Annotated in this window: 16 protein-coding genes and 1 tRNA gene; 5 read left to right on the top strand and 12 right to left on the bottom strand. The window is 60.5% G+C overall.

The features are described 5' to 3' along the window. Positions 1-102: 102 nt before the first annotated feature. Positions 103-1,104, top strand: coding sequence for an iron-sulfur cluster assembly scaffold protein (locus HY795_13425; protein MBI4806229.1), 1,002 nt, complete (start codon positions 103-105; stop codon positions 1,102-1,104). Positions 1,105-1,372: 268 nt separating this feature from the next. Next, positions 1,373-1,909, top strand: a complete 537-nt coding sequence (locus HY795_13420; GenBank protein MBI4806228.1) for a hypothetical protein — start codon at positions 1,373-1,375, stop codon at positions 1,907-1,909. A gap of 191 nt (positions 1,910-2,100) precedes the next feature. Here the strand turns inward: HY795_13420 and HY795_13415 are convergent, their stop codons facing one another. Beyond that, a complete protein-coding gene (locus tag HY795_13415) occupies positions 2,101-4,197 on the bottom strand; it encodes a methyl-accepting chemotaxis protein (GenBank protein ID MBI4806227.1) in 2,097 nt (698 codons plus the stop codon). A 616-nt stretch (positions 4,198-4,813) separates the two neighbouring features. Next, positions 4,814-4,889 (bottom strand) — tRNA-Lys (locus HY795_13410). 373 nt (positions 4,890-5,262) lie between these two features. Between HY795_13410 and HY795_13405 the strand changes: the two genes are divergently transcribed. The 3 genes from HY795_13405 (at position 5,263) to HY795_13395 (ending at position 9,998) form a co-directional block, all read left to right on the top strand. Further along, a complete protein-coding gene (locus HY795_13405) occupies positions 5,263-6,345 on the top strand; it encodes a hypothetical protein (protein MBI4806226.1) in 1,083 nt (360 codons plus the stop codon). Between the two features lie 2 nt (positions 6,346-6,347). After that, a complete protein-coding gene (gene metG, locus HY795_13400; GenBank protein ID MBI4806225.1) occupies positions 6,348-8,294 on the top strand; it encodes a methionine--tRNA ligase in 1,947 nt (648 codons plus the stop codon). A gap of 342 nt (positions 8,295-8,636) precedes the next feature. Continuing rightward, a complete protein-coding gene (locus HY795_13395) occupies positions 8,637-9,998 on the top strand; it encodes an MFS transporter (protein ID MBI4806224.1) in 1,362 nt (453 codons plus the stop codon). A gap of 48 nt (positions 9,999-10,046) precedes the next feature. Here HY795_13395 and der read toward each other — a convergent pair whose 3' ends face one another. The 10 genes from der to gatB all read right to left on the bottom strand — a co-directional run bounded on the left by der (position 10,047) and on the right by gatB (position 19,043). Beyond that, the gene (gene der, locus HY795_13390; GenBank protein MBI4806223.1) at positions 10,047-11,543 is read right to left on the bottom strand and encodes a ribosome biogenesis GTPase Der; all 1,497 of its coding nucleotides are present in this window, start codon (positions 11,541-11,543) and stop codon (positions 10,047-10,049) included. Between the two features lie 128 nt (positions 11,544-11,671). Continuing rightward, positions 11,672-12,223: a cysteine hydrolase gene (locus tag HY795_13385; GenBank protein ID MBI4806222.1), complete on the bottom strand. Its 552-nt coding sequence runs from the start codon at positions 12,221-12,223 to the stop codon at positions 11,672-11,674. 12 nt (positions 12,224-12,235) lie between these two features. Then, positions 12,236-12,586, bottom strand: coding sequence for a cupin domain-containing protein (locus tag HY795_13380; protein ID MBI4806221.1), 351 nt, complete (start codon positions 12,584-12,586; stop codon positions 12,236-12,238). A 137-nt stretch (positions 12,587-12,723) separates the two neighbouring features. Further along, positions 12,724-13,356: a thiamine phosphate synthase gene (thiE, locus tag HY795_13375; protein ID MBI4806220.1), complete on the bottom strand. Its 633-nt coding sequence runs from the start codon at positions 13,354-13,356 to the stop codon at positions 12,724-12,726. A gap of 8 nt (positions 13,357-13,364) precedes the next feature. Continuing rightward, complete coding sequence (gene thiF / locus HY795_13370; protein MBI4806219.1) at positions 13,365-13,979, bottom strand: sulfur carrier protein ThiS adenylyltransferase ThiF; 615 nt, start codon at positions 13,977-13,979, stop codon at positions 13,365-13,367. Between the two features lie 10 nt (positions 13,980-13,989). Then, positions 13,990-15,093: a 2-iminoacetate synthase ThiH gene (gene thiH, locus HY795_13365; GenBank protein MBI4806218.1), complete on the bottom strand. Its 1,104-nt coding sequence runs from the start codon at positions 15,091-15,093 to the stop codon at positions 13,990-13,992. Between the two features lie 219 nt (positions 15,094-15,312). Then, entirely contained in the window at positions 15,313-16,092 is a 780-nt protein-coding gene (locus HY795_13360) for a thiazole synthase (protein ID MBI4806217.1), read from the bottom strand. Between the two features lies 1 nt (position 16,093). After that, positions 16,094-16,294, bottom strand: a complete 201-nt coding sequence (gene thiS, locus HY795_13355) for a sulfur carrier protein ThiS (protein MBI4806216.1) — start codon at positions 16,292-16,294, stop codon at positions 16,094-16,096. A gap of 266 nt (positions 16,295-16,560) precedes the next feature. Then, entirely contained in the window at positions 16,561-17,604 is a 1,044-nt protein-coding gene (mtnA, locus tag HY795_13350; protein MBI4806215.1) for an S-methyl-5-thioribose-1-phosphate isomerase, read from the bottom strand. A gap of 8 nt (positions 17,605-17,612) precedes the next feature. Further along, a complete protein-coding gene (gatB, locus tag HY795_13345; GenBank protein ID MBI4806214.1) occupies positions 17,613-19,043 on the bottom strand; it encodes an Asp-tRNA(Asn)/Glu-tRNA(Gln) amidotransferase subunit GatB in 1,431 nt (476 codons plus the stop codon). Between the last annotated feature and the right edge of the window lie 135 nt (positions 19,044-19,178).

Below are 19,178 nucleotides of genomic sequence, written 5' to 3'. Positions count from 1 at the left end.
GTACAACTCAGGCTGCCTTTGTCGCCTAACCCGGGAACCAGCCGCCCCTCGTTCAGAAAACGAGCTGGCACTCCCGAGTCCCTTTGTCGAGGAGGAACACCAATGGACCTTACATTAAAAATATCAGGACAACGTTGCGACCTGGCCCTGCACCCCGTGTCGCAAAAGACAGTGCAGCGCATTCAGGCGCTGGGGCGCAAGTTCTACGCCCAGAAGTACATCCACTGGTGGCGCAACGGCAACACCAGCACCTGCGGCATGAAGTTCGACGACGACTGCATGATCCAGGTGAGCCTGGACGACAATAGAATTCCGTTCGACACCTCGGTCATTCCAGAATCCGCCGTTTTTCTGCGCCGCCGCCATTTTCTCGAGAGCAAGGCCCGGTATCTGGCCCTTCTGGGTTACGACGACGAATTCTGCAACATGACCTGGAAGTGGACCAACATCGAGCGTTTCGAGCCGGAGAAGTTCGACTTCTTCGTCCACCGCTGGGACCGCATCCTTGGCACCCAGGACTTTCTCATCCTAGACGACGTCCGCTACGACGGCGCCTTTGCCGACGAACAGGACTGGGGCGGCAGTTGCGGGTTCAGCCTCATCGACCCCAGGGTCATCGACCTTGAAGAAGTGCGCCGGGAACTCGGTATCGAAATCGCTGCCACGGCCAAACCCAAAACGCGCCAAGAGCCCCAGAAGCCCGCGCCTGCGAAAGCTCCCGCAGTGGCCTCAGTCGTCGAATCGGCAGCCGCTCCGCCGTGCGTCACCAGCAGAGAGCCCTACATCAACAGGATCGAGGGAGCCAACGCCGTGGGCCTGCACAGCTGCTCGGTCTGCAAGAATTCCATTCGCGTCGAACTGCGCATCGTGGACGACGTGATCGCGGAAGCCGGCGGCATCGCCGAAGGCTGCGACTACAGCAAGGAATGCCTGGCCACACTCGCGGCCATGATCACCGGGAAATCCGTGTACGAGTGCTACCCCCTCACCAACGAGGATCTGCACAAGCACCTTCCCAGGGTGATCCCCAAGCTCGACTGCGACTATTTCACTGTTGGCGCATTGAAAATCGCGTTGCGCAACTGGGAAAAAGCGGCGGCGTAAACGCTTCCCGAGGGTATAAGGACAAGGACTAAGAGCCCATCACTGCTGTCCAAGCCTCCGGCGAGGACTGCCCCCCCCACCTATCCTCGCCGGGGGATCCTCACGTGTGCCCCGGGCGGTTAATCCGCCCGGGGCTTCCTCTATGCTTTTTCGAAGCATCCATTGGTTTGTCTTTGCACTGCGTTCAAACGGCTATGCTTTCCCCATTGCGCTTCACAGGACCGGCCGGATTGGCTATTCGAATAAGCGACATGACTGGAGGAAACAGATGATTCGAAACGTTTTCCCACCTCTATTGATCCTTGTGGCCCTCACCTTCTGTCCCCTTCTCTGGTCACATGCCGCCCATGCCCAGAAGGCCAACATCGCCGATCAGTTCGACACAGGCAAAGAGCGTATCGGGGAGTTACGGCTGGGCCTGCCTGAAAATGAACTTCAGAAACTCGTCTCCTGCGCTCCAAACAAGCTCAAAGAGCAATACGAGGGCGCCACCGGAGACTATGTCCAGACGTGGAAATATCCCGGGTGCGGAATCGTTCTCAAGATGAGTGCAAACAAGCGTGGGGGCGCGAAACAGGTTGCCGACATCACAATCACATCCCCGAGCACGCTTCAGACCAGCAAGGGGGTTCGCATAGGGAGCGCTGAGAAAGAGGTTCTTGACGCCTATGGGCGCTACAGGGACCGCGACGGCGCTACAAGCAAGGGGAAACGATTCGTGGCCGGATCAATTTTCGATGGACTGATTTTTGAGATAAAAGACGGCAAGGTGGCCGGGATATTCCTTGGAGCCGCTGCGGAATAATACGGCCAACGCGATTTCAACAGCACACCGCCCGGTTGATGGCCTGTTTCCGCTTCCATTGAAACGGAGCTGCCCTCTCCTATCATGGGGAGCAGCCGGGTGAGGGCAATACTGCCTCGGTATATCTTCGGCTGCCTCCCAGGAGACCACCGGTGTGGATTCTCCCGTGCCGGGGCTTAAGCTTTGACCCTTTACGTCCTCGCGCCCGCAAGAGCTTTCCTGGCGTTGGCGGACGTCGATCCAGAGCCCGCACCACCTTCGTCTTTCATCTGATCGATCAAATTCTTCAACACCTGCGCCTGGCTGGCCAATTCCCCGACTGCCTGGGCTGACTGGCGCATGGCATCGGAGGTTTCCGAAGAGATCCGGCTTACGTCCTCGATGCTGTGGTTGATCTCTTCACTCGCCGAGGACTGCTGTTCCGAAGCGGTGGCAATGGAGCGGACCTGGTCCGAAGTTGTTTCCACCAGAGAGACAATCTCTTTCAGGGCATCTCCGGACCTGTTGGCGAGGGACGTGGCCTCCTCAATTGTCCGGCCGGAGCGATCCACGTTCTCACTGTTTTTCCTCGTTCCCTCTTGAATGCCCCTGATGGCGTCCCCGACTTCCTTGGTAGCGGTCATTGTCTTCTCAGCAAGCTTGCGCACCTCGTCGGCAACAACCGCAAACCCCCGCCCGGCCTCGCCAGCACGGGCCGCCTCGATAGCCGCGTTTAAAGCCAGCAGGTTGGTTTGGTCGGCAATATCGGTGATGACATTCATGATCTGGCCAATGCCTTCGGCCTGTTTTCCCAGAGAATCCATGTCTGTCTTCATTCCCTGTGCCTGACGCTGCACGTCGCCGATTCCTTTCACAACCAGATCGACGATTTTCGAACCTTCTTCAGCCTTGGCTTTGGCCTGGTCCGCTGTTTGGGCGGCATGAGATGCGCTCTTGGCCACCTCGAGAACAGTGGCGTTCATCTCCTCCATGGCAGTGGCGGTTTCATCGACACGATGTGCCTGGGCCTCAGAGCCTCTGCTCGATTCGTCAATCTGCGCCGACAGTTCTTCAGAAGCGGACGTGACGATCTCAACGACACTTTCGAGCTGATGCGCGGCATGGAGCATTCCTTCTGCCTTGGCACGCTCAGCCTTTTCTTTTGCGTCTTGAGCTTCCAGAGTAGCTTGATGCGCTTTCTCAGATTCCTGCTGCGCAAGAGCGGTCTGCTCTTCTGCTTCGCTCATTTTAGCCACAAGAGTGGACACCATGGTCTTCAATGCTCCGTCCAGGATACCGATCTCATCTTTTTGATCAAGACCGGAGCTTGCGGACAGATCACCTTGGGAAACCGCTATCGCAGCCGCCATCAGTTTCTTTACAGGATTTGCTATAGACCGGGCTAAAAGATAAGATACTATAGCGCCAAAGAGTAAGAAGCATAATGACACCGTGATAAATTTCATTCGCATCTCAAGAACGTCGGAAAGAACATCGTTCTTTATTGCCCCGACTGCGATTGACCAACGTGTCCCTGGAACTGGCGCGAATCCGAAATATCTCTCGGACCCCATGAATGTATAGTCATCAAAGCCTTTCTCACCCTTCACCATTCGCTGCATCATTTCCGAAAGCAGCTTGAACTCAGGTTTTGTTTTCCCTTCTTCAAGGAAATTGCGCGCCTCGTAGACAAACTCACGTTTATCATGAGCGATCAGCGCCCCTTTTTCATTAATTATATATGAATATCCACTTTTTCCATATCTCACTTTATCCGTAATGCTTGAAAGCAATGCACCGTCCAGTCTCCCAATGACAACTCCTATGACCTTTGCTCCATCCTTTATGGGCGTGGCGAGGATCATCACGGGTTTGTTCGTCACGCGGCTAATGATCACATCCGACATCATTGTCTTTCCGGATGCCGCAGCTTTGAAATAATCGCGATCACCCAGGTCAGCGCTGGACCCATCAGTATACTTTGTTTTACCATCCGGCGTGGCAATCCCCATGTCGAGAAAGCCCTGCCGTTTTATCTCTTCCTTCAAAGCGGCTTCCTGCTTGTCCCACTCCATGCTTCTCACCATAGCACGCCCGGCTACTCCTTCAATCCCCAAAACATAGAGATCAAGAGTCGCCCTGATATACTTTGCCGCATCTTCAGCCATTGTCGGCAGAGCGTCTTGCACACGCTTCTCTATGGCAGAATATGCTGTCAGGTAGGACATCACTCCAATTCCTGAACAAACCAGAGTCAAAAGAATACAGACGCTTCCAACAATCTTTACAGCAATTTTTTGATTCTTCACTGCCTCAAGACCTCCATGTTGACGAAGCGACCACAGGGCATACGCTTTTTTCACGGCGCACCGTGGACTGATTCGGACTTCCAAACGGCAACCGCTCAGTTTCCCGCAACATCCAGCACTTTGTTAATGGAATGGAGATAAACAAGTGACTATGCCCTGCTGGTATTTCTCTTATATGCATATCTCTGGCTTTATACTTTTTCAGAATTTACTATGAATCTTTGATTTTGTAAAAAGCAACAAGGGAGGGAAACCCCACTTTTTGAACAATACCAACTAGCAGGCCCACTATACACTCTGCACATACAATGTGAGTTATTATATACAATACTTCACGCTGTAGACTGGGAAAAACGTTTATTTGCATAAAACATCATAATTTCACACTTTAGACACCATATAACACAGACAGATACATGCAAAAGCGAAATAAAATAGACCGCTCTATTTCCAATGGTTTTATTCCTTCTTCCGGATCACACGGGGGATTTCTGAAAGAGTATACTATTGCCAAGCTTGTCTCTCTGCACCCTGCATAGCGCACGGTGCAGAGAGACAAATGAACGAAAGAAACGACAAAGGGGTTACGGTTCAAACCGTAACCCCTTGAAATCGCTGGTGGGCCATGTAGGACTCGAACCTACAACCAATTGATTAAGAGTCAACTGCTCTACCAATTGAGCTAATGACCCACTCTTCGCTTCCGGGTTTCCCGTCAGCGCGGAAGCGGGATTTACGCCTTCGAATGGGGGTTGTCAACAAATGACGTCGATTTTTTCCATGCACTGCCACAATTCTGGTCATTTCATTCCCAACACCTTGAAACACCGTTGATTTATCTTTGGTCCCCGCTGTTTTCAGGGTTTAGAGATGCCTCTGCCTTGATAACTGCGCCAGATTCCCGGCTCCTCGCCTGGGAACACTCCCCAGGCATGCCTGGAGCCACATCCGGCTCGGCAAGCATCCCGCTTACGAAGCGGGTATTTGAAGTTCGCGCCCGCTTACGCTATTGTAACTTGTTCATCACATCTTCAACCGCCCCAATGCGGCGATCTGGATACGACCATGAGCACCACTCTGGGACTGAGGTTCCGGGATAACGGCCAAATCTACTACTACGACTCAGCATCGTTTGATGTGCAGGTCGGTGAGTACGTGCTGGTCAAGACCGAACAAGGCACGGCCATGGCCCGCGTGGCCAGCGTCCAGGATTCTTTACCCGCGGACAGCGAGCATGGCGAACTAAAGCCCATATTCCGCACCGCGGACGACGAAGACATGGTCCAGCATTCCGAAAACCGCGACCTGGCCCGCGAAGCCATCCGCCACTGCCGCCAGTGCATAGGCGAGCGCAACCTGGACATGAAGCTCGTGGATGTGGAGATTCTCCAGGACCGCTCCAAGATGATCTTCTTCTTCACGGCCCCGGGGCGCATCGACTTCAGGGAGCTGGTGAAGGACCTGGTCAAGGCGTACCGCACCCGCATCGAGCTGCGCCAGATAGGCGTGCGCCACGAAACCCAGATGATCGGCGCCATCGGCAACTGCGGGCAGATGTGCTGCTGCGCCAGGTTCATCCGCAAGTTCCAGCCTGTGACCATCAAGATGGCCAAGGAACAGAACCTCTTTTTGAACCCTTCGAAGATTTCCGGAATGTGCGGCAGGCTGCTCTGCTGCCTGGCCTATGAGCAGGGCACCTACGAGGAGTTCCAGCGGCGCTGCCCCAAGATCGGCAAGAAGTACCAGACCAGCCAGGGGCCCATGAAGATACTGCGTTCCAACCTCTTCCGGGAGGCCCTTTCCGTCTACACCGAACACGGTGAGGAAAAGGAAATGACCCTGGACGAGTGGCGCGCCATCGCCGGGGAAACCTGGACCCCCTACATCACGCCGCAACAGCCGCCCATGCAGCGCCCGCCCCAGCAGCACAGGCAAGCCCCCACACAGCAGCCCGCGCCTGCGCAGGAATCGCCCCAAGCCGCTTCACCCGAAGAGGCGCTGTCCACTGATGGCGATGATGGAGAGGTTGTGGCCGAAGGCCAGCCAGAAAACGCGCAGCAGGCCCGCACAAAGCGCAAACGCAAACGCAAGCCCAAGCCAAGGCGTCCCGAGGGCGGCCCGGCACCAACGAACGATTCCGGAGAATAGCCGTGGAACGCTTCTACATCACCACGCCGATCTATTACGTCAACGCGCGCCCGCACCTGGGGCATGCCCATACAACCATCCTTGCGGACTGCATGGCCCGGTTCAACCGGCTCATGGGACGCCAGGTCCACTTTCTCACCGGCACGGACGAGCACGGCGACAAGATCGTCAAGGCGGCCCAGGCGGCAGGCAAGTCCCCCCAGCTCTACTGCGACGAAATAAGCGGCATCTTCAAGGACCTCTGGCCGCACCTCGGGGTGGAATACTCGCAGTTTATCCGCACCACGAACCCGGAGCACAAACGCCTGGTGCAGAAAGCCCTGCAGCAGGTCTACGACTCCGGGGACATCTACTTCGGCGAATACGGCGGGCACTACTGCTTCGGGTGCGAGCGGTTCTACACTGAAAAGGAGCTGGTGGACGGCCTGTGCCCGGACCACAAAACAAAGCCCGAATACATCGCCGAGAAGAACTACTTCTTCAGGATGAACAAATACCAGGACTGGCTCCTGGACCACATCAAGGCCAATCCCGACTTCATCCGCCCCGAGCAGTACCGCAACGAGGTGGTTGCCCTGCTCGAATCGGGAGCGCTCGAGGACCTGTGCATCTCCCGGCCGAAGACCCGCCTGGACTGGGGCGTGGAGCTGCCCTTCGACACCGACTACGTGGCCTATGTCTGGTTCGACGCCCTACTCAACTACTTAAGCGCCCTGGACTGGCCAGCAGGCGACATGATGGCCAAATTCTGGCCCGCGGCCAACCACCTCATCGCCAAGGACATTTTAAAGCCCCACGCGGTGTTCTGGCCCACCATGCTCAAGGCCATGGGGTTGGAGCCTTTCCAGCACCTGAACGTCCACGGCTACTGGCTGGTGAAGGACACCAAGATGTCCAAGTCCCTGGGCAACGTGGTGGAGCCGCTCTCCCTGGTGGAGAAATACGGCCTGTCGGGCTTCCGCTACTTCCTGATGCGGGAGATGACCTTCGGCTACGACTCCTCCTTCTCCGAGGAGGCCCTGTGCGGCCGTTTCAACTCCGACCTGGCCAACGACCTGGGCAACCTCTTCAGCCGCACCCTGGCCATGACCCACAAGTATTTCGGCGGGAGCATCCCCCAGGCAGGCCTTGGCGGCCCCGACGAAGAGGAACTCATGCTCATGGCCAAGGACGCCTGCCTGAACTACCAGCGCCTCTTCGAACGCTTCCAGACCGCCAAGGCACTGGAAGCACTGTGGGAGCTGGTGCGCGGGCTCAATAAGTACATAGACACCCAGGCCCCCTGGAGCCTCCACAAGGAGAACAACGGGTCCCGGCTGGCCACAGTCATGTACAGCGTGCTCGAATGCATGCGCAAAGTGGCCGTGCATCTCTGGCCGGTGATGCCCGAGGCGGCCTCGGCCATGCTGGCCCAGCTCGGCGTGACCGACGCCCCGGCTTCGCTCAACCTCCCCATGGAAGCCGAATGCTGGGGACAGCTCTCCGCAGGCACCGAAGTGGCCAAGGCCTCCAACCTGTTCCCCCGCGCCGAGCCACCTGTACAGGCCGAAGCCGCACCCAAGGCCAAGCAGGACGCCAAAGCCAAGGCTACACCCGCCCAGGCCGCGCCCCAAGGCCCCAAGGACCCCATCGACTTCGAGGATTTCCAGAAGATCGAACTGCGGGTAGCAACGGTTATCTCCGCCGAGCCCGTGCCCAAGGCCGACAAGCTCCTCTTGGTGAAGCTCGACTCGGGCGACGCCGAGCCGCGCCAGGTGGTGGCGGGCATCGCCGAGTTCTGGAAGCCCGAGGATCTGGTGGGCAGGCAGGTGGTGGTCGTGGCCAACTTGAAGCCCCGCAAGCTGCGCGGCGTGGAGTCGCAAGGCATGATCCTGGCCGTGAAGCGCGAAGGCGGCCTGGAACTGCTGGCCCCGTCTGCGCAGGTGAAGCCCGGGAGCGCCGTCTCGTAGAGAAGACAAGAGAATATGCCTCCGGCGGCCAAAGGGACTTCGTCCCTTTGGAATCCCCAGCGGCTTCGCGTCGATCGATGCATGTACTGGAGTATTGTTAAATTACGGCACGAAGTGCCGTGGCGTGCGCCGCGAGGATCGCGGCTTTGCGCGATTCTCGCGGCATTCGTACTGCCGCCCAGCGCAGCAGCAACGCCCGGCCCTCGTAGACCCCACTGAGGGTCCAGGGGGATCATCCCCCTGGCGGGTGCAGGGCGGAGCCCTGCCGGGTCAAGGGCTGAGCCCTTGCTAACTCCACCCACGAACACGAAACAGCTCCTCACCTCCAGCAGGAGACACCTCATGGATGCCGCACGCCGATCCTTTGCCGCGCAGGCAGCCGTGGGGCTGGCATCCTTTCTGACCCCGTTTCTCTATGGCGCCCTTTCCGTGGCTATCCCCACCATCGGCCACGAGTTCAGCTTCACGGCCCAGGACATGGTGCTGGTGATGATGGCCCACCTGCTTTTTTCCACGGGCTGCAACCTGCCCTTCAGCCGCCTCTCGGACAAGGTCGGCCGCAAGAACGTGTTCATGGCCGGGAGCCTGCTGTTCGCTGCAAGCTCGCTTATGGCCGCGCTCGCCCAAGGCAAGTGGTTCCTGCTGGCCGCTCGGGCCTTACAGGGCGTGGGAGACGCCATGACCTTCGGTGTCAGCGCGGCCATCCTGGTCTCCATCGTGCCGCCTGAACGCACTGGCCGCGCCCTGGGCGTGAACGTCACCTTCATCTACGCGGGGCTTGCCCTTGGGCCGCTGGCGGGCGGGGCGCTCACCTCCTGGCTGTCCTGGCGGGTGATCTTCTTCGCTTCAGCGGTAGCCGGAATCGCGGCCATGATTCTTATTCACAAGGGGTTTTCGCAGCGGGAAACCCGCACATCCACCCCAGTGGATGTGCGCGGTATAGCGCTCTACCTCCCGGCGATCCTGGCTCTCATACTGGGCATTTCCCAGGTCCCTTCCTGGTCCGGAGCCGTTCTGATTCTTCTCTCCCTGGCCCTGTTCGCCTGGTTTCGCCGGGTGGAACTGCGCCAGGAGCACCCGCTGGTGGATCTGGCTTATCTTCGGGGCAACAGGGCATTCACCCTGGCCAACCTCACTTCGACACTGGGCTTCACTGCCGGTTTTTCCATGGGCTTTCTGGCGAGCCTTCTCTTGCAGAACGTGATGGGGTTGCCGGCAAAGGATGCGGGGGCGCTGCTGCTGGTGCAGCCCGCTGTTCTCACCCTGGTGTCCCCCCTGGCCGGTCGGCTGTCCGACAGGTTCATGCCGGAAAAGGTGAGCGCTGTCGGTCTGGTTCTTCTGGGGGGTGGCCTGATCGCCTTTTCGCTGCACGGGCTTGCGGTCGGCCCGGCCTGGGTGGCCGGTCTGCTGGCCGTAGTCGGGTTCGGGTTCGCTCTGTTCGTCTCCCCCAACATCAATGCCATCATGCGAAGCATCGACCCCCCGCACATGGGGCTGGCCTCGGGGCTTTTGGCCACCATGCGGGGGCTTGGCATGTGCCTATCGCTGTCGCTTACCGGGGTGGTGCTGGCGGTCTACGGAGTGGGGGCGCAAGCCGCCCAGGCCGGACCGGAGATCGTAAGCGCCCTGGGAGCGTGCTTCCTGCTTTTCGGGGTGGTTTCGCTGGCCGGAGCCGTGGTATCAATGCGAACGGCCCGGCAGTGACATGACATCACGCCGGGCCTTCAATCTTCACCGCACGTAAAACGTGCTCTAGCCTTTCCGGCTCGACTTCGACGGGCTCGATTTCGACGGTTTCCGCTTCGTACCACTCGCCTTGGGCGAACCCGACCTGAACTGACTCTCCTTCGATTCCCTGGCCTTCTCCTGATACGACTTCCCTTTCCCAGGCCTGGGCGTGGGCGGCTTGGCCCTGGTGATGAGCGAGCCGTCCTCGGCCTTCTGGCGGCTTCCCCTGAACAGAAGCTTCACGGGCGCATGGCGTATGCCGAAAAGCTTGCGCAGTTGGTTCTCCAGGAATCTGGCGTAACTGGCCTTGATGCGCTCTGGGTCGTTGACGAAGAAAACGAAGGTGGCCGGGACCGTGGCGGTCTGGGTGAGATAGTAGAACTTGGGCCGCTTGCCCTTCACCAGCGGCGGCTGGTGGCGCTCCAGGGCCTCGCGCAGGAGCCTGTTCAATTCGCCGGTGCCCACCCGGATATGGCATTCGTTGCGGATAACCTGGGCCGTGGGCAGCACGTCCCGCAACCCCTTGCGGGTGGCTGCCGAGACGAAGAGCACCGGCACGTGCGGGCAGATGCGAAGTTCCTGGCTCATCTCCTGCTTGAGTGCGGCAAGCCCCTTGGCATCCACCAGGTCCGTCTTGTTGATGGCGATGAGGAAGGGAACCTTCTCCTTGTCCAGGTAGGCGATGAGGCGCTTGTCCTGCATGGCCAGGCCGCCCGGACCGTCGATCACCAGGATGGTCACGTCGGAGCGCTTGCCGCTGCCCAGGGCGGTAAGGCTTGATATGCGCTCGAGCTGGTCCTCGATCCTGGTCTTGCGCCGGACTCCGGCAGTGTCCACGAAGATGTAGTGCTTGCCGTCCTTCTCGAAATGCACGTCAATGGCGTCGCGGGTGGTCCCGGCCTGTTCGCTGACGATCAGGCGCTCGTCTCCCACCAGGGCGTTAATTATGGAGCTCTTGCCCGCGTTGGGGCGGCCCAGCATGGAGAAGGTCAGCTCCGTGGCCAGCTTGACCTCGGGTTCGTCCACCTCCGGCAGGCGGGATACGATCTCGTCCACCATGGTGCGCATGCCGAAGCCGTGCTCGGCCGAGACCGGGGTCTGGTCGAGGCCCAGGGAGTGGAAGTCCGCCGTGTAGAGCCCTTCCTTTTCGCCTCCGTCCACCTTGTTCACCGCCACCAGCACCGGCTTCCCGGACTGGCGCAAAAGCTTGGCCACGCGCTCGTCCTCGCTGGTCAGGCCTTCGCGGCCATCCACCACAAAAAGGACCAGATGGGCGGCCTCCACGGCGCGCCGCGCCTGTTCGAGAACATCGAGCTCCAGACCCTGCGGATCGTCCAGGGTCATGCCGCCAGTGTCGATCAGGACGACGGGTACACCGGCCAGCACGGCATGGCCTTCCAACCTGTCCCGGGTGACGCCGGGAAGGTCGTGGGTGATGGCTTTGCGCTTGTGCAGGAGCCGGTTGAACAGGGTGGACTTGCCCACATTGGGGCGCCCGATGATGGCTACGGTGGCTGGCATGGTGGAGTGTGTCCCGGGTTAGGCCTCCGGCGGCAAAAGGGATCGCCTTTTGAATCCCCTTGAGAGGGGCGTCCGCCGGGGACGGGTTCTTTGCATCAATTGCCTGTGCGGGTCAACCAACTGGGGTCTTACACCAAAGATCCCGCCATGTCCTTCACTCCGGTTACCTCGGCGTACACGGCCCCCAAGGCTGCCATGAACGAGGCGTGCACGTGCGCGGCAGGCACCTTGACGTGCCCGAACTCAAGCTCGCGGGTGGCGCAGGCGTCGGCCAGGACCACGCACTGGTAGCCCAGGTCGAAGGCGGCCCGGGTGGTGGCGTCCACGCACATGTGGCTCATCATGCCGGCTATCACCAGCCGCTTCACGTTGGCCTCGTCCAGCTTGTCCTGCAGCCCGGTACCCCGGAAGGAATTGGGGAAATGCTTCTGGATAACGGTTTCGCCCTCAAGCGGGGCCACGAAGGGGTGGAACTCCACTCCGGGGGTGCCGGGGATGAAGAAGCCCGCCCCCTGGCGTACGGACAGATGCTGCACGTGAATAACGGGCCAGCCCTTTTCCCGAAACCAGCCCAGGGCCCGGCCGGCCTTGGCCGCGGCTGCCTCGGAACCGGAGAGTTCCATGGCCCCGCCCGGGAAATAGTCCTTCTGGATGTCGATAACGATAAGTGCCGTGTTCATGTGATGATCCGCTTACAGTTCGGGTGCGCCAGAAGGCACCAGGCACACCACCACCAGGGGAACGTTGCCGGTATTCTTGATCTGGTGCTCCTCACCCGACTTCACGTACACCACGCTGCCGGGGCCGACCGGGTTCCATTTCCCGTTGCCGTACACCTCGCCCTGGCCCGAATGGTAGAACATCTCGTGCTCCCAGGCGTGGGTATGTTTGGGGGTGTGACCGCCCGGGGCGATCTCGAAAAGGCGCATGCAGAAGTTCGGCGCGCCGTCGGCCTTGCCGATGAGCACGCGCCCGGCCACGCCCTTGGCCACCTCGTTGTTGAAATGCGTCGCTTCTATGGATGAATACTGCTTGAGCTCCACGACTTCCTCCAGGTGACTGCCGGGCAGGTGTCCGGCGTTTGTTGCGTTGATACCTCTCGAGCCGAATTAGCAGCCCGCTCTAAAGCCGACCGTCGCAGTCGCGGCAACGCCGCCAGCGGGAGTTTTTGGGCAGGCAGCTAGCCTTTCATGATGGCCTGGAGCGAGCGGACCTTGCCCGCTATGTCCCCGGCTCCGACTATTTCCGTAACCAGACACGCCATCCTGGCCCCGCGCCCTCGCACCTCGGCCAGATTGCCTTCCTTGATGCCCCCGATGGCCACGAACGGCATGGGAACGTGCTCCACCACGTAGTCCAGGTATTCGAAGCCCACCGGGTCGCACACGTCCTTCTTGGTCTTGGTGGCGAAGATGGGCCCCACACCGATGTAGTCCACCAGCCCGGAGGTCTGGGCCGCGCGGGCCTGGCCCGGGCCGTGGGTGGAGAGCCCGATGATTCTGCCTGGGCCTATGAGCTTGCGCACAGCCGCCGGAGGCAGGTCCTCCTGGCCGATGTGCACGCCGTCGGCCTCCGTCAGGAGGGCCAGGTCAATATGGTCGTTTATGATGAACGTGGCCCCGGCCTGGCGGGTCATGTCCCGAAGAACAAGGCACTCGTCGTACATGGCCCCGGCTTTTTTGTCCTTCTCCCGGTACTGGACCACCTTCACCCCGGCCAGCAGAAGCTCTTCCGCCACGTCCAGGTTGGAGCGGCCCAGGGAGTGTTCCTCGGAGAGGATGGCGTAGATGCCGCCTGCCAGGAAATTCTTCATGACCTGCTTCACGGTTGCCTCCGCAGCGCGAATTCAAGCACCAGATCGGCCTGCTTGGCCGCGGCCACAGTGACGCACGGCGACAGGGGCGGGCACTCGGGCGACACCTGGGTGACCAGATCGCCCACGACGTAGAAATTGTCCTTCATCTTATGCGTCTTGATGCGGTCCGCATCGCCGCAGCCGGCCAGGCCGGAGGCGGCCACCAGGAATTTTCCCGTGCCCAGGTAGGCCTCCACTATCATGCGTTTGGCCTGGGGTTGGTCGAAGGCCTCGATCACCACGTCGCGGTCCGCGAACAGGCTGCCTACGCTTTCCTGGGAGACCAGGCCGTCTATGGAATTTACTGTAACGTCGGGATTGATGGCGAGCAAGTTCTCGGCAAGGGCCTTAACTTTGGGCATGCCCGCCTGGCGGGCGAAGAAGAACTGGCGGTTTAAGTTGCTCGGCTCAACGACATCGTTGTCCACGATGATGAAGTCCGTGAAGCCCGAACGCACAAGCATCCAGGCGCAGTTGGAGCCCAGGCCCCCGGCTCCGGCGATGCCCACGCGGGTTGCGCGGATTCGTTCAAGCTCTTCCGGCCCCAGATAGCGGCACAGCCCGGTTTCAAACGGATTCATGGTTCTCAGTCTACAGGTACTGCCAATCCTTGTACACTGGCTGATACCCCTTGGAATAGAGCATCTCGGCCATCTCGGCCACGCTGCGGCCGTCGGAAATCTCGAACTGGCCCGGATCGTCCTGGCCCGAAGCCCGGCCGCCAACCTGGGTGCACACGCCTGCGCTCATCTTTGTCACACCAAGACTGAGCAGATTCTCGCGCAATTTGGCGTTCTCCCGGGTGGAGACCGTCACCCCGGCCCGGGGCATGAACAACCTGAAAGCCAGAATGTACTGCACCAGATCCGCGTCCGAGACGATCTCCTTGGGGGGGAACCCGCCCAGGTGCGGCCGCATGCGCGGCGGGGAGATGGCCACTTCGATGTCGGGATAGGTGCGCTGCAAAAAGTCCGTGTGCACGCCGGTGAAGAAGGCCTCCCGGCGCCAGTCGTGCAGGCCCAGGAGCGCCCCGGTGGTTATCTGACGGATTCCGGCCGCCGCTGCCCTTTCCGGAGCTTCCAGGCGCCTGAGATAGTTGCGCTTGGGCCCCTTGGGGTGCAGCTCCAGGTAGGCAGGCTCGTCGTAGACTTCCTGGAACATGGTCATGCCGTCCACGCCCGCCTCGGCAAGCTCGCCGTACTCTTCCCTGGTGAGGGGATAGACCTCGATGGAAATGCTGGTGAAGTACTTCTTGAGCGCCTGCACGCACTCCACCATGTAGCTGACCGGGGTGACCTTGCGGTCCTCGCCGGTGAGAATGAGGATGTGCTTGAGCCCGCTCTTGGCGATCTCCTGCGCTTCGGCCTCCACCTCCTCCACGGTGAGCTTGCGGCGCTCCAACTCGTTCTTGGTGTTGAACCCGCAGTAGACGCACTGGTTGGTGCAGAAGTTCGCCAGATAAAGCGGCGTGAAAAGCACAACCGCCCGTCCGAAGTGCCGGACGGTCAATTCGTGGGCGCGCGTGGCGATTGCTTCCAGGTGGGACGCGGCGCGGGGGGAAAGAAGCGCCAGGTAGTCCATGGGGGAAAGCCTGTTCTTGGCGATGATGCGGGCTATGTCCGCATCGGCCACCTGCGAGAAGAACCTGTCGAAATCGAGGCCGTCGTAGCGGCGCAGTTCGTCGTGAAACGTCATGATATGGTGCTCTTTTGGCCAGAGAGGGCGCCGCCCTCTCTGGACTCTCCCGCCAGGGGGAGTGCCTCCCCCTGGACCCGGCATTATGCTTCGCGGTTAAGTTACCGGGTCAAAGCTCTGTAGCGCTAGGGCCACACGGCGCCGCGCTTCCTGCGAAGCGAAACGGGATTCCAAAGGGACGCAGTCCCTTTGGCCGCCGGAAGCCTCTTTACTCTTCTCTTACTCGTGCAGAAAGCCCGTCAGCGGCGACGACGCCTTGGCCGTCTCCTCCACCGCTCCGGGCCCGGCCAAAAACGCTGTCCGGCCAGCGGCCACAGCCTGGCCGAAGGCCCTGGCCATGGCCACCGGGTCCGCGGCCGAGGCCACCGCGGTGTTCACCAGCACGGCCGCCGCGCCCATCTCCATGCACTCGCAGGCCTCGGAAGGCCTGCCGATGCCGGCATCGACGATAACGGGGAGGCTTATTTCCTCGATCATGATGCGAACGAGTTCCTTGGTGCGAAAGCCGCGATTAGTCCCGATGGGCGCGCCAAGCGGCATTATTGCCGCCGCGCCCGCCTCGGCCATGCGCTTGGCTGCCATGAGGTCCGGGCTCATATAGGGCAGAACGGTGAACCCTTCTGCGGCCAGTATGCGGGTGGCTTCTATGGTCTCCTGGTTGTCGGGCAGCAGGTAGCGGTTGTCGCTTATCACCTCGATCTTTATCCAGTCGCCGCAGCCGGCCGCCCTGGCCAGGCGTGCGATGCGCACCGCTTCCTGGGCGTTTCTGGCCCCGGAAGTGTTGGGCATGAGAATGCAGGACTTGGGGATGTGGGTGAGGATGTTCTCCTGGCCTGCCTCAGGGTCCACCCGGCGCACGGCCACGGTGATCACCTGCGCGCCGCTGGCGTTCACGATGGGCGGGATGAGGGAATTGGACGAGTACTTGCCGGAGCCAAGAAACAGGCGGCTCGAAAGCATGCGGCCGCCGATGAGAAGCGTGTCTGACGCGTGAGTCATATCAGCCCCCTCCCACAAAGGACACCACCTCAAGCCGGTCGCCTTCCTTCAAGGCGATGGTTGGCCAGATGTCCTTGGGGACGATGGATTCATTGAGTTCAACGACCACGGCCTTTGCGTCGAAGCCCTTGGAGGCGAGGCAGCCTTCCAGGCTTTCACCGTCTTCAAGCTGCGCGTCCTTGCCGTTTATGACCACTTTCATGTTTGGATTCTCCCGGTGGGGAAGAGTGTACCACTGCTGGCAGCGGCGTAAAGAGTGGGGAAAGATATTGAGTATGGTTATCAGGGAGTGAGGCCCTGCCCCCGAGGGCTCGGATCGATCTGAAGACGATCCGTCGCCCTCGGCTGCAAAACCTCACTCCCTGTAAGCTACTTATGGCTGCATGATGCGAAGCCGAACGGGATTCCAAAGGGCGCAAGCCTTTTGGCCGCCAGAGGCCTCAAAATCCCAAAGCCCGCACGCCTCGCCTATTTGCCGCCGATGATCTTGGCGATGTTCTCCACGTACGGGGCGCGGATGACACCGCGCTCGGTAACTATCCCGGCGATGAGCTCGGAAGGGGTGACGTCGAAGGCGTAGTTGAACACGCCAACGCCCTCGGGAGTGATCTGGTGTTCGCCCACGTGGGTCACTTCGCGCGGGGTGCGGTCCTCGATGGGGATGCCCGCGCCCGTGGGGGTGTTCAGGTCGAAGGTGCTGGCCGGGGCGGCCACGTAGAACGGCACGCCGAAATGCTTGGCCAGGATGGCCACGCCGAAGGTGCCGATCTTGTTGGCGGCGTCGCCGTTGGCCGCGATGCGGTCCGCGCCCACGACCACCTTCTGCACCATGCCGCGCTGCATGAGAAGCGCGCAGGCATTGTCGCAGGCCACCTTCACCGGGATGCCGTCCTTGTGCAGCTCGTAGGCCGTCAGGCGGGCACCCTGGAGAAAGGGCCTGGTCTCGTTGGCGATTACCTGGATCTTCTTGCCCTGCTCCCAGGCCCCGCGGATAACGCCAAGGGCCGTGCCGTGCCCGGCCGTGGCCAGGGCCCCGGCGTTGCAGTGGGTCATCACCGTGTCGCCGTCGGCGATGAGTTCCGCGCCGAAGCGGCCCATGGCCTTGTTGATCTCGATGTCCTGGGCGTGGATCTCCTTGGCCATGGCCAGCCACTTGGCCTGAAGGCCTTCCAGGCTCAAGCCCTGCTCGGCCTGCCAGGCGCTGCGCATGAGCTCCACGGCCCAACGCAGGTTGACCGCCGTGGGACGGGCTTCCTCCAGCTCCTTTAAGAGCTTTTCCAGACGGGCCTTCCACTGGGCGTCGGAAGGTTCAACTTCGCGCGATGCCAGGTAGCAGCCGTAGGCGGCGGTGACGCCGATGGCCGGCGCTCCGCGCACCACCATGGTCTGGAGGGCGTAGATGGTGTCCAAGGTGTTCTTGCAGAGGAAGTACTCCTCGCGTCCGGGAAGGATGCGCTGGTCGAGAAGCATCAGGGCATTTTGGTCTTGGGAGAACTGAATATGGTCGGTCATGGTGTGTCCTAGCTGAGTTTTTTCACTAAAAGTTCGTTGACCAGGCCCGGGTTGGCCTGGCCCTTGGTCGCCTTCATTATCTGGCCCACAAAAAAGCCCATGAGCTTGGTCTTTCCGCCCTTGAAGGCTTCAACCTCGGCGGGGTTGGCGGCCAGCACCTGGTCGATGGCGGCCTCCAGGGCCGAAGTATCCGAAATCTGCACCAGCCCCTTGGCCTTCACCAGGGCTTCGGGGTCGCCGCCCTGGGCGAAGAGTTCAGGGAAAATCTGCTTGGCGATTTTGCCGGAAATGAGCCCGGAATCGATGATGGCCACCAGCTTGGCCAGATCCGAAGGCGTAAGCTTCACCTGGGTGGCCGAAAGCTTGGCCTCGGCCATCTCACGCATGAGCTCGCTCATGATCCAGTTGGCGCACTTTTTCGCATCGCCGCCAGCGGCCACTGCGGCCTCGAAGTACTCGGCCACGTCGCGCTCGGCGGTAAGGACATCGGCGTCCTGCACGGAGAGGCCGAAATCCTTCATGAAGCGCTCGCGCTTGGCGCGGGGCAGCTCAGGCAGGACGGAGCGCCAGTCCGCTATCTGTGCGGGATCGAGCTTTATGGGCACCAGATCCGGGTCCGGGAAGTAGCGGTAGTCGTGGGCCTCTTCCTTGCCGCGCATGCTGGCCGTGATGTTCTTGTCCGGATTGTAGAGCCTGGTTTCCTGGACAATGGCCTCGCCGTCCTCCAGGCAGTCCTTCTGGCGCTGGATTTCGTATTCGATGGCCTGGCGCACGTGGCGGAAGGAGTTGACGTTTTTTATCTCGGTGCGGGTGCCGAATGCTTCCTGCCCCACGGGCCTGATGGAGACGTTGGCGTCGCAGCGGAACGACCCTTCCTCCATGTTGCCGTCGCAGATGCCCAGATACACCAGGATGGAGCGTAGCTCCTTAAGATAGGCCACGGCCTCGTCGGAGGAACGCATGTCCGGCTCGGACACGATTTCGATAAGCGGGACGCAGGCGCGGTTTAGGTCCACGTAGCTCACGTTGTCCGTGGCGGAGTGGATGTTCTTGCCAGCGTCCTCCTCCATGTGGATGCGCGTGACGCCGATGGTCTTGGCCTGGCCGTCCACCAGGATGTCCACGCGGCCATGCTCGCAGATGGGGAGCTCGTACTGGGAGATCTGGTAGCCCTTGGGCAGATCGGGATAGAAATAGTTCTTGCGGGCGAACACCGAAACCGGATTCACCACGCAGTCCACGGCCATGCCCATCTTGGCCGCATATTCCACGGCCCTGGCGTTCAGCACCGGCAACACGCCGGGCATGCCTGAACACACGGGGCAGACGTTCTCGTTGGGGTCCGCGCCGAACTCGGTGGAACAGCTGCAGAAAATCTTGCTTTTGGTCAGAAGTTGGGCGTGGACCTCAAGGCCTATCACCGCCTCATACTGCGCCATATCGGGAGGCTCCTGGGAGATGTGTGCTTGCGGGCCTTGGTCTTACAGCCCAGGGCTTACAGGGTCAATGGGAACGCGGCATTGACTTGACCGCAAGTTCATGGTGTTTGTTACTTGGCATATCCCAGGAGGACA

This window comes from Desulfovibrio sp., from assembly GCA_016208105.1.
Lineage (GTDB): Bacteria > Desulfobacterota > Desulfovibrionia > Desulfovibrionales > Desulfovibrionaceae > Fundidesulfovibrio.
The sequence above is the reverse complement of the archived record's forward strand: the minus strand, read 5'-3'. Positions and strand labels throughout refer to the sequence as shown.